We start from the raw sequence: 12,687 nt of genomic DNA, 5'->3' as shown, positions 1-12,687 counted from the left end.
TGCCGCAGACCGTCCGTCGGTCGCTCGAGGTCCTGATGTCGCACCCGCACACGCCCGTCCTGCTCACTGCGCCACACAGCCATCCGATGGCCTGGGCCATCGCGCTTGCCCTGGGGGCCACGCCGATGCTGCCTGCCCAGGCGCAGCAGGCATTCTCGCCGGGCTGGTTTGCCGACCGCGGTGCAGCACAGGGTACAGCGGCACAGACTGGACGCATGCCGAACGGGGCGCCGATCCAGTTTCAGCTGCCCGCGCAGCAGCAGGATGCAGCGCGGCAGAAGCTGCAGCAATCGATCGACAGTCTGGGCACCGCGGCACAGGCCATCGCCCTGCAGCAGCGACTGCAGGAACAGGCCCGGCTGCAGCCGCGTGCATCCGGCTTCGTGGTGGCCGATGGTCTCGGCAAGGATGGCCTGAAGGTTGATGAGAACCCCCTGACCCGTGGCTGGGTGAATGCACGCGAAGCGATCCAGTCGAGGGCCAGTGATGGCAAGGTGCAGGTCAGCATCGAGCAGACCGCTGACAAGGCCATCCTGAACTGGGAGACCTTCAACATCGGCAGCAACACCACGCTTGATTTCGTGCAGAGTGCGGACTGGGCGGTGCTGAACCGGGTCAACGATCCGAGCGCACGTCCCAGCCAGATCCTGGGCCAGCTGAAGGCCAACGGCACCGTGTTCGTTGTCAATCGCAACGGCGTAGTGTTTGGCAGCAACAGCCAGGTCAACGTCGGCAATCTGGTCGCGGCGGCGACACGGATCAGCGATGGCCAGTTCCGTGACAACGGCCTGTACAGTGCCAACAACAGCACGGCTGCGCTCACCGATGCGTTCGGTGCGGTCCTGGTCGAGCAGGGCGCCCGCATCACCACGCAGGCGCCTGCCTCGGCCACCCGCGGCGGTGGCTATGTGCTGCTGGCCGGCCACACCGTGGAGAATGCCGGCCAGATCGAAACACGCAAGGGCCAGACGCAGCTGGCTGCGGGCGACTCGTTCGTGATTCGCCGCGGCGTCGGCACCGCTCAGAACACCGCATCGACGACGGCCGGTAATGAGATCGCGCCACGCATCGGCGCTGGCAGCAGTGCCGGCAGCGTGCGCAACAGTGGTTTGATCCAGGCACGTGAGGGCGACATCACCCTGGCCGGGCGCACGGTGGAACAAGCGGGCGTGACCGTGGCAACCACCACGCTGGATCAGCGCGGTACGGTGCACCTGCTTAACGCGATCAGTGATCGCGCGGGCACGGTAACCCTGGCCAGCGGCGCGACTACGGCCGTGCTGATCGAAGATGATGGCAAGAACACAGCACTGGACAGCCGCCGCGATGCGCTGGTCAAGGCTTCCGCAGAGCAGGACCTGCTGCGAGGCGCCAGCAGCGCGGGGGCGTTCGACAATCTTTCGCGCATGCAGGACCGGCGTGACCAGTCACGGGTGGAGATCGTGTCCGGCGGCGACGTGAACTTCCAGGATGGTTCGCTGACCCTGGCCACCGGCGGTCAGGTCGTGGCCGATGCCGCGCGCCGGACCTATGCCGGCAATGCGGCGCGCATCGACGTGTCGGGCGCTGTCGGCGTGCGGGTTGCGATGGAAAGCAACAACGTACAGGTGAAGGTGCAGGGCAACGAACTGCGTGATTCTCCCGACAACCGTGACAGTGGCAAGCTGATCAGCAGCGAGGTCTGGATCGACCGACGCCAGCTGCAGCATGTGGCCGCAGGCACCGGTGGCAACGCCGCCGAACGCTGGTACGCCGGTGGTGGCCTGCTGGAAGTGGGGGGCTATCTCGACAACCAGGGCCATTCCATAGGCGAATGGGCCGCGCAGGGCGGTACCGTGCAATTGTCCGGCACCGAAGTGGTGACCCATGCCGGCTCGAAGATCAACCTCGCCGGTGGCAGCCTGGATGTGCAGAGTGGTGTCATCAAGCAGAGCTGGCTGCGTGGCACCGACGGTCAGCTGTACCGGCTGGATGATGCGCCGGCCGAGATGCGCTACGAAGGCCTGTACCGGGGCTTTGAAGTAAAGCAGGAACGCTGGGGAGCCACCGATGTGTTCCGCAATCCGCTGATCGGTGCCGAGCAGCGGGTGGAAAATGGCTATACCGTCGGCCGCGACGCTGGCCGGCTGCTGGTGTCCGCTCCCAGTGCGGTTCTGCAGGGGCAGGTTGCCACCGATACCTTCCAGGGTGCGCAGCAGTCGAAGACGCCCGATGCTGCACGCGACGGCTACGCGCAGGCGCAGACCGCCGTAGCGCGCAATGCCCAGCTGTGGCTCGGACGCTACGATGGCAACGGTCGCAATGCGGTGTTCGACACCCAGGTGCGTATCGTCGATGGTGGATTGCCCGCCGCCGACGTGTCCCTGCAGGCGCCACTGCCGCCGGAACAACGCAATGCGCTGTGGCTCGATGCCAACCAGCTCAGCGCGCAGCAGTGGGGACGCATTGATCTGGCCAGCGGTGGCAGCATCGCGGTGGATGGTGCGCTGCGCCTGCAGGATGGTGGACAGTTGGTACTCACTGCCGCCGACGTACTGCTGGGTGGGGACATCCAGATCGCGGGTGGACAGGTGCAGGCGGGCAATGAACTGAGCCGCGTCGGCGCGCCGGTTGCGTGGCTTCTACAGGCGGGCCGTTCACGCGTGGCTCTGGCGGAGGGCGCGCGCATCGATCTCAGTGGCCGCTGGGTGAACGCGTTGCTGGAACCGGAAGCCAGCTCCGGCATGGCGTGGACCGACGGCGGCAAGCTGCGGTTGCAGAACAGCCACGATGTCGTGGTGCCGGACAGCGACGTTCGCGTTGATGGTGGCGGTCGCGTTGATGCAAAGGGCAAGGTCACGATCGGCAAGGGCGGCGACGTCAGCCTGCAGGCAGCGAGCGTGGTCGATAGCAGTGGACGGGTCGGTCGCCTGCAGCTGTCTGCCGATGCACGCTTGAGCGCGCTCGGCGCCGGCAGCGGCACGCTGTCGTTGGGCGACGGTGGACGTATCGTGATCGGCAGGCAGCCGGCCGACGGCGCACTCACCCTGCAGGAGACCCTGTTCAACAAGGGTTTCGCCAGCTATGACATCAATGGCCAGCAAGGTGTGGGGGTGGCGGACGGAGCCATCGTCGCCGTGCGCATGCCGGGCCTGCGCCTGGCCGAAGCAGCGATGCAGGCACGCGACCGGCACGACGCATTGCAGGTCTGGTCGGCACCGTTGTACAGCGCGGACCCGATTACCGGCAGACTCAGTCAGCGCAAGGGCGCGAGCCTGACGCTGCGGTCGCAGCAGGATGAGGCCGGTGGTGATCTGCGTATCGGTCGCGGCGCCCTGGTCAGCGTGGATGCCGGTCAATCGATCACCCTGCGCGGCGCTGGCAGCATCACGGTCGATGGCGGCCTGAAAGCGGCGGGTGGTCGCATTCGCCTGGATGATATTCGCGAACCGATCAGCCTGTTCGACTCGCAGCGCAACGAGCGCACCTACCGCATCGGTGCGCAGGGTGTACTCGACGTCAGCGGTGACGCCTTCACTGCGCGTGATACCAGTGGCCGCCTGCGTGGGCAGGTGCGCAAGGGGGGCAGCATCGAGATTGGAGGCGCGCTCGACTGGGACGGCCAGGACAACGTGCCTGATCGGCCGGTAGATGCATTCGTGGTGGTTGAACGCGGTGCGAAACTGCTGGCCAACGGCAGTTCGGCGCAGCTGGACATCGATGGCGCCGGCCGCCAGGACGTGGCCAGCGATGGCGGCACCATCGTGGTGCGATCGGCCAACGCGCTGTACCTGCAGGGCGCTCTGCAGGCCGCTGCAGGCGGTGCCGGCGCGCAGGGCGGTACCCTGGGCATCGCCTTCGGTGGCAGTAGCCATGCGCGCGGGGCCAGTGATGTGGTGCTGGCACCGCGCGCCATCGTGCTCAGTCAGGATGATCAAGAGCAGGCCGTACCGGCCCAGCTGCAGTACGGGCACGCACGTCTGTCGGCGGCGCAGGTCGGTGCCGGTGGCTTCGACAATCTGTCGCTGTTCGGCAACGTGCGCGCCGAGGGTGATGTGGAACTGCGCCTCGGCCAGAGCCTGCGCTTCCACGGCCTGCAACAGGATGGGCTGGGCATGCTGCCGGGCGGCAGCGCTGGCGGCCTGCTGGCGCTGAGCGCGCCCTACGTTCGGCTCGCCCAGAGCAGCTGGTTGCCTCTGCAAGGCGGCGACCCGGTCAATACCGCTGTCGTGGCGGTGGATACCGGTCGCCAGCACCGCTTCAGCGTGGACGCGGACCTGATCGACCTGCGCAATACCACCTGGCTGGCGGGATTCGACGACGTGCAACTGCGCAGCCGCGGCGATGTGCGTTTCCTGGGCAGTGGCGCAGCGATCGGCGGTACCGGCGCGCAGCTTGTCGCGCCGCGCAGCCTGGATGTAACCGCAGCGCAGTTGTACCCGGTGGCCGATGCGGGCGGCGTGCTGGCGGCAGGTGTGTCGCAGCCGGGCAGTGCGATCAGCCGCTGGGATGATGCCGAAGGCATCGTGCGCATCCATGGTCTTGGCGGGGCGGTTCTAGCCCTGCCGTTGTCGGTGTCCGGCGGCCTGTCAGTGGTGGCAGCGACCATCGAGCAGGGCGGCATCCTCCGGGCGCCGTTGGGCGCCATCACCCTGGGTGGTACCGATGCCGACGGGCGCCGGGCCGGCTCGGTGACGCTGCTGCCCGGAAGCGTGACCTCCACCAGCGGCGCGGGGATCAGTGTGCCGTTCGGTGGCACCGTCGATGGCGTGGACTGGCGCAGGGACGGCAGCGCCCATGCCATACCGCCGGTAGGCGGTGCCGCGCGCGGCGCGGACCCCAAGGGCATCGCCATCATCAGCAGCCGTACCGAGGTGGCCGAAGGGGCGCTGCTGGATCTCTCCGGCGGCGGCGAGTTGACCGGTGCTGCCTTTGTCAGCGGGCGCGGTGGCTCGGTCGACATCCTGCGCCATGCATTGGCCGATGCGAATCCGCGTTATGGCTTCAGCGAATCGGCAAGCCCGGTATACGCGATCCTGCCTGGCTACACCGGCAGTGCGGCGCCGCTGGGCTTGAGTGATGGCACACTGGACCCTGGCATCGGCCAGCAGATCACGATTCCCGCCGGCGTGCCTGGATTGCCGGCCGGCACCTACACGTTGTTGCCGGCCAGCTTCGCGCTGCAGCAGGGCGCGTTCCGGGTGGAGCTGGGGCAGACTGGCGCGGTCGGCATCGGTGCGCCGCTGGCCACCGGCACCGGCTCCTGGAGGGTCGGCGGACATACGGGGTCAACGTTGGGTGGCCTGCGTTCTCCCTTGCTGACCGCGTTGCTGCTGACCCCGGCAGACACCGTGCGCCGGCATTCCAGCTACAACGAGACCAGCTACAACGCATTCGTGACCGCGTCCGCACAACGGTTGGGCACGCCACGCGGCTGGCAGACTGTCGATGCCAGCACGCTGCGCCTCGGGCTTGGCAATGGCGCCGGCAGGGAGGGCACACCCGCCGTCAGTTTCCAGGGCCAGACCCGGTTTTCGCCGGCAGCGGGCAGCGCGGGCATCGGCGGTTCGGTGGAAGTGAACCTGGTCAATCGGCTGGGTGAACTGGAAGTGGTGGCGGCCGGTCGCACGCCCAGTTCCACCGGCAATGGCGCCACCATCGAGGCAGACGTGCTCAACGCGTTGCAGCCTTCTCGCCTCGTGCTCAACGCACAGGTCCGCGCAACCAGCAACCAGCGCCTGCAGGTGGCCGGCGTCGGCCAGAACCTGGTGTTGCGGGACGGCGCGGTCCTGCGTGCGCCGGAAGTGATTCTGGGCGCGGTGGCCGGTGGCACCGGTGTGCGCGTGGAAGCCGGCGCAGGTATCGACACGCTCGGTCGCGGTGCCGCTTCGTTGCCCGCCGATGCCGGCTTCTACTACCAGGCCGAGGGCGGGGTGATGGTGGTGTCCAACGGACGTACCGATCTGCTGGCCGCGCCGTTGCGCGAGGGAAGCGATCCGTCGCTGGTCAGCTTCGACATCGGCACCTGCGATCCGGGGCGTCAGTGTGTGGGCCAGGCACGACTGGTGTCGGAGGGGAGCATCAACGTCGCAACCAATGGCAGCCTGCAGCTGCGCGACACGGCCAGCTACGGTACCCGCCAGCTCGGCGTCAGCGTGGCCGCGATCAATCTGGGCAGCGACGATGCCATCGCGCGGGCCGCTGCGGCCGCCGCGTTGCCGCCGGGCATGATGATGAACCAGCAGGTGCTGACCACCTTGCTGCGCGGCAATACCGCCACCGGCGCACCGGCACTGGAGACGCTGAAGCTCTCGGCGGCCGAGTCGATCAATGTATTCGGCAGTGTCGACCTCGATACGCGCGACAGCGCGACCGGCAAGTCGAGCCTTCGCAGCCTGGTGCTGGGCGCACCGGCCATCCATGGCTATGGCAACAGCAGCGATCGTGCGCGCATCTTCGCCGGCAACCTCACCTGGGCCGGTGCACTTGCGGCAAGTGGGTTGGCGGATTCGGATGCCGCGCAACCCGGTGGAGCGGCGATGGTCGACCGCCTTGGCAGTGGTCAGCTGGACATCATTGCCGATACGTTGCGGCTTGGCCCGGCACCACAGTCGTGGCCGGCCTCGGAGGTCGTGGCAGGGCGGCAGGTTCTCGGTTTCGCCGGGGTGAACCTGCGTGCCGCACAGCAAGTGGTCTTCGCTGGCAATGGTGCGTTGAATGTGCACCAGTTCCAGGGCGCTTACGACCCAGCCAAGGGCTGGACCTACAGTGGCGGCAACCTTGATATCCAGGCACCGCTGGTGACGGCGGAAGCAGGGGCGAAGCTGGCGGTGACCGCTGGCGGTTCGCTGCGTGTGCATGGTGCGGGCGCCTCGACGGCGGCCGATGCGCTGGGCGCCGAATTGACGCTGGACGCCAACGACATCCTCCTCGATACCCGCATCGCCCTGGCCTCGGGCCGTCTGGCGGCCACGGCGGCCCGCTCGGTGCAGCTTGGCAGCAGCGCCAACCTTGATCTGGCCGGGCGCAAGGTCAGCCTGTTCGATGTGGATACCTACAGCGTCGGCGGTGACGTCACGCTGACCGCAGGGGAAGGTGACGTGCGAAGCGACGCCGCATCGCGGATCGATCTGTCGGCGCAGAACAACCGCGCGGGTCGCCTCACCGTGACCGCACTGGGTACTGCCGGCGGGCATGTCGACCTGGCGGGCCGGTTGCTTGGTCAGGCCAGCGGAACGCTGGACGCCGGTGGCAGCCGGGTGCCGTACGAGAGCGGTGAGCTGGTTGTGCGTGCGCAAGAACTGGTTGACTTCAGTGGCCTCAACCAGCGCCTCACCCGCGACGGTGTCACCGGCGCGCGCAGCTTCCAGACCAAGCAGGGCGACCTGCTGATCGGTGACGAAGTGAAAGCGCGCAAGGTGGATATCAGCGTCGACGGTGGCGCACTGCGGGTGGCGGGGCGCATCGATGCCAGCGGCGACCAGGTCGGCAGCATCCGACTGGCCGCGCGCGATGGCCTGCAGGTGGACGGAAGCCTGGACGCCCACGGCACGGCACTGCGTGTGGACAGCTATGGCAAGATCATTGACAGCCCCAACCGTGCCATCGTCGAGCTGGAAAGCCGCGACGGACGCGTGCAGCTGGGGTCGGCGGCGCGGATCGATCTGCGCAGCGGCACCAGCGTGGCCATCGGTACCGGGGCAGGGCAGAACGATGGACGCGCCCGTGGCACGTTCGCGCTGAACGTGCCGAGAGTGGGCAGCGACGATGCCGGCATCGACACCGGCAGTGGGCTGCAGGTGCTTGGCGCGCGCGATATCTTCGTGACTGGCGTGCGCCGCTATGACGACGCACCCCTGGCTGACACGGCGGATGTGAACGGCCGACGCGGGCAGCTGGTTACCCAGTCGTGGCTGGATACGGTGGTCGACCCGGCCAACAGTGCATGGATGAGCGCCGCGCTGGGCAATACCGGGTTGTCGGCACGGGTGGCCGCGCTGGGAACCGTGCGCCTACGTCCTGGCGTGGATGTTGTCGGTACAGTTTCGTCCAGCAATCCGCATGGCGATCTGACCGTCGGCGGCGATATCGATCTTTCCGGCTATCGCTACGGCCCGAACGCCAATCGGCAGGACCCCGCGCGTCGCGGCTTCGGTGAAGCGGGTGCGTTGCGCCTGCGCGCAGCCGGCGACCTGTTCATTCATGGCAGCATCAACGACGGCTTTGCGCCGCCACCGGCCAGCCCGGATGATCGCGGTTGGCAGCTGGTGCCAGGGCAGAGTTTCGGCACCGGCTTTACACCGTTCGGCAGCGACATCCTGGTGCCGAATGACAACGTCGTACTGGAGCCCGGCACGCGCTTCCCGGCGGGTGTAGTGTTGAACTACGCCATTGCGGTGCGCGATACGGTCCTGCCTGCCGGCACCACGGTGCCGGTGGAGATGACGCTGGGCCAGGCACTTACGTTGCCGGCAGGGTATGTGCTGCCGGCAGCGGTTACGCTGGCCGATGGCCAGGTGCATGCCGCAGGCAGCGTGCTGGCGCAGCCACTGCAACTGCCCGCCGGTTCGCGCCTGGGCGCCGGTTTCCAGCTGCGCAGCGAGGCCAGCGTAAGGGCCACGACCTGGCCGGCCGGCGCGCGATTGCCGACGGAGCTGCGACTGGCCGCGCGCACACCGTTGGCACGAGGTTCGCTGATTCCGGCAATGACCACGCTGGAGCTGGCCGGCGGGCAACCGATCGACCTGCGCCCGGTGGGCAGCGATGGCCGACAGGGGCGCAACTGGGCGTTGGCGCAGATGTTGCCTGAAGGCACCACGTCGTGGGACCTCACCGCCGTTGCAGGCGCCGATACCGAGGCGGCCGACCCGCGTGCGCGGCGCCTGGGCAGCGGTGATCTGGTGCTGGCCGACACCCACTACGGCGTTGTGCGCGCAGCGACGATGGTGTCCACGTTCGTGCGCGAACAGCGGGTGACCGCCCTGGGCGCGCAGCGCGAAGGTGTGGATGCAAGCTGGGTCGGCAAGCCGGTGAAGGCGCTGGCCGAGCACCTGGGCAAACCCGAGTCCGCGATCTGCGCGGCTGGCAGCAGCTGCGAGGTGGCGCCCTACCTGTTCACGGCACAAGGCGCCGATGAAATGGGCGATCCGTCGCTGGTCGGCATGCCAGTGAAGGAGATTGCCGAGATGTTCGGGATGACCGAGCAGGAACTGTGTGGCTCGGTCAGTTCGGGCATCTGCGTGATGCCCGGCGAGATGCGTGACGTGGCGACCGTAGGCCAGCCGAAACATGGCACGCCGCTGTGGAGCGTGTTGCGCACCGGGAGTGGCGATCTGCAGTTGATGGCCGGCCGCGATCTGTCAATGCGCTCGGTGTTCGGCGTCTATACCGCGGGAACACCGACCGCGCTGGGTAATGGCCTCGATGCCCGTTTCCAGTCCGAGCGCGCGCCGCCGACCGGACGCGAGGCACTGCTCGGGCTGCAGCAGTCCAGTGGTGACTATGACGCCGCACTTGCCGCCTATCGCGCGTGGTATCCGGATCACGGTGGCAACCTGAGCATCGCGGCCGGCCGCGACGTGACCGGGGCAACATGGGGGGAGCTGTCGTCGTCCGGCTCGGAGGTGGGCGACCTGGCCAACCATGCCAGCAGCGCGGTCGCCAACTGGCTGTGGCGCCAGGGCACAGGTGCGGTTGCGGGCGTCGAGCAGCAGCCTGTCGCCTGGTGGATCAACTTCGGCACTTACGCCAATGTGTCCGTGCTCTCCAACCCCAGTCCGCGCATGGTCGGCTTCACCGGCTTTGGTACGTTGGGTGGCGGCAATCTTGAGATTGATGCGGGCAGGCATGCGGGTGTGACCGAGGCAAAGGGTGACGCACTGAAGAACACAAGCAGCACCCGCTTCTCCACCGCGATCAACGCGGCCGTGGGCGCGACCGGACGTGTCGATGATGGGCGGCTGGTGCTGACAGGTGGTGGCGATCTGAGCCTGCGCGCCAGCGGTGCACTCAACCCGAACCTGATGGCCACTACGCTCAATCACGTCAGCAACGAGCAGGACCTGGAACTCAATGGCACCTTCACCAACCTGCGTGGCAGCCTCAGTCTTGAGGCCTCCCGCATTGGTGGCAGTGCCGTCGGCATCTCCCAGTACACTGATCCCAGCGGTGGCCTGCGCCCCAGCGATCCGTTCCGCGCTTTCGGTGGCAAGGCGATGGGTGGTCCGGTGCTGGTGCTGGGCGACGCCGTGGCAAACCTGCACGCCCGCGGCGACGTCATCCTGGGCGGCGTAGCCGATGCCGGCCGTGTGGTGCAATTCAATGCACCGCAGGTGGCGCTGGCGGGAGGCGGTCTTGCGGCGGGTACTACCGGCTTCTCGCTGTGGACCGCGGCCACGGCAGTAAATCTGGTTTCGTTCGGTGGCGACGCCACCCCGCTGACAGCGCATGCCAGCAGCCCGGGGCAGAATCTGCGGTCGGAATCCACCGGCGACAATTTCGCCTACTGGATCTATCCCTCCAGGCTGCAGGTGCAGGCCACCAGCGGCGACATCAAGTTGGGCGAAGGCGGTGAGAACAACGTACTGCTTACCGCTCCTTCGACTACGGGCAGCTTGCAGTTGCTGGCGGGCGATTCGATCATCGCCGGCGATCGATCGCCGTACATCAGCAGCTCCGGTGCGGACACGCGCCTGCCATCCCCGTTCGATCCTGTATTCACCGCACGGGACGCGAAGGGCACCGAATTGCTCGGCAATATTTCGCTCGATGGCATCAAGGCTCTGGTACCCACATGGGGCGCTGCCATACCGCTGTTCTCCTTTGGGCCGAACCGGCCCATGCTGGCGGTGGCACGCACCGCCGGGGGCACGCCGAACCGCTTCTACGCAGGCTCGGGCGACATCATCGGTCTGCGCACGGGCGGACAATGGATGCTGAACGCCGCCAGTGGCAGCAGCCGCACCGTTCGCGAGTGGATTGATGTGGCTGCGCCGGTGCAGCTGCGTGCAGGCCAGGACATCCTGTCGAGCACCGTCCTTGCATTGAACAACAGCGCCAGCGATGTCACGGTGCTGCAGGCGGGGCGCGACATCGTGCATGCCAATGTCACCGTATACGGCAGCGGCAACGTCGATGTCAGCGCCGGCCGTCAGCTGCGCCAGGAAGACCGCGGCAGCATCGTCAGCCGGGGCGGCCTGGTGCAGGGCGACACGCGCCCCGGCGCCAGCATTGCGATGACCGCGGGCAACCAGCAGATCGACTTCGGGGCCGTGCGCGCACGCTACCTGGATGCGACCCGGTTGGCCGATCCCGCGCAGACACTGGCATCGCAGCCGGGCAAGGTGGTCAAGGTCTATGAAAAGGAACTGAAGCAGTGGTTGCAGGAGCGCTTCAACATCAGTGCTGACGGCGCCCAGGCGCTGGCCCTGTTCGACGCACTGCCGCAGGAGCAGCAGCGTATCTTCCTGCGCCAGGTCTACTACGCGGAACTGCGCGAGGGCGGTCGTGAGTACACCGATGCCGAAGGCCCGCGTTCTGGTTCCTACCTGCGTGGCCGTGAGGCGATCGCCACGTTGATGCCGGACAAGGATGCAGCGGGAGCGACGATCCAGCGCACTGGCGATATCGTGATGTACGGCGGCTCGGGTGTGCGCACCGAGGCCGGTGGCAACATCGAGCTGCTGGCGCCGGGCGGGCAGATCGTGGTGGGTGTGGTCGGCGAGGCGCCTCCCGCAAGTGCTGGCCTGGTGACCCAGGGGCAGGGTGATATCCGTCTGTTCAGCCAGGACAGCGTGCTGCTGGGCCTGTCGCGGGTGATGACCACCTTCGGGGGTGACATCCTGGCCTGGTCTGAACAGGGCGACATCAATGCGGGCCGTGGCTCGCGAACCACGCTGGTCTATACGCCGCCGCGCCGCCTGTACGACCGATGGGGCAACGTCAGTCTGTCACCGCTTGCACCGGTCAGCGGTGCCGGCTTCGCGACGCTGGATCCGATTCCTGAAGTACCGCCGGGCGACGTCGACCTGATCGCGCCGTTGGGCACCATCGATGCAGGCGAAGCAGGTATCCGTGTCTCCGGCAACATCAACCTGGCCGCATTGCAGGTGCTCAACGCGGCCAACATCCAGGTGCAGGGCGAGAGCAAGGGCCTGCCGGTGCTGGCCACGGTGAACGTCAACGCGCTGGCCTCGGCCAGTGCGGCGGCCAACAGTGCGAGCCAGGCGGCACAGGATGTGATGCGCAAGAGCCAGGACGATGCACGGCGCAACCAACCGTCGGTGATCAGCGTTCAGATCCTGGGCTTTGGCAGCGGCACCAGCAGCATCACCCCGCCGGCGCGAGGCAACACTGCCAACAGCGGCTACGACGCCAATAGCGCCTTCCAGTTCCCACAGGCAAGTCGCGACGAGGGCACACAGCGCCGGTAGGTGCCGACCTTGGTCGGCACACATTGCTGCCGATCGCGCTCGGCAGTAGATCCACGCCATGCGTGGATGCGACCGGGCCGAAAGAACGAACAGCATCGGGCCAGCCGCCACGGAACGGTGGCGGCCCCAGCCAGGACGGCACCGAGGGCAGGGAGCGGCCATCAGCGGTGAGGACCACCGACACAGCGCCGCCGGGTGCAGGAGAGCACCCGGCGGCAGGAGCGCGGTAGATCCACGCCGTGCGTGGAGGCCCGGGTCAGCCTCACGGCCGACCAAC

At 67.6% G+C, this 12,687-nt stretch carries 1 protein-coding gene; it reads left to right on the top strand.

Features of this window, described 5'->3' with window-relative positions:
• Positions 1 to 35: 35 nt before the first annotated feature.
• Complete coding sequence (locus ABR323_RS04340; RefSeq protein WP_439448371.1) at positions 36 to 12,410, top strand: filamentous haemagglutinin family protein; 12,375 nt, start codon at positions 36 to 38, stop codon at positions 12,408 to 12,410.
• The last annotated feature ends 277 nt before the right edge of the window (positions 12,411 to 12,687 follow it).

The organism is Stenotrophomonas sp. ATs4, from assembly GCF_051861585.1.
Lineage (GTDB): Bacteria > Pseudomonadota > Gammaproteobacteria > Xanthomonadales > Xanthomonadaceae > Stenotrophomonas > Stenotrophomonas maltophilia_AS.
This window is presented reverse-complemented; position numbering and strand designations above follow the sequence as displayed.

Excerpts from the sequence above, each read along its gene's own strand:
- ABR323_RS04340 (WP_439448371.1), top strand. The coding sequence starts at position 36 with ATGTCGCACCCGCACACGCCCGTCCTGCTCACTGCGCCACACAGCCAT.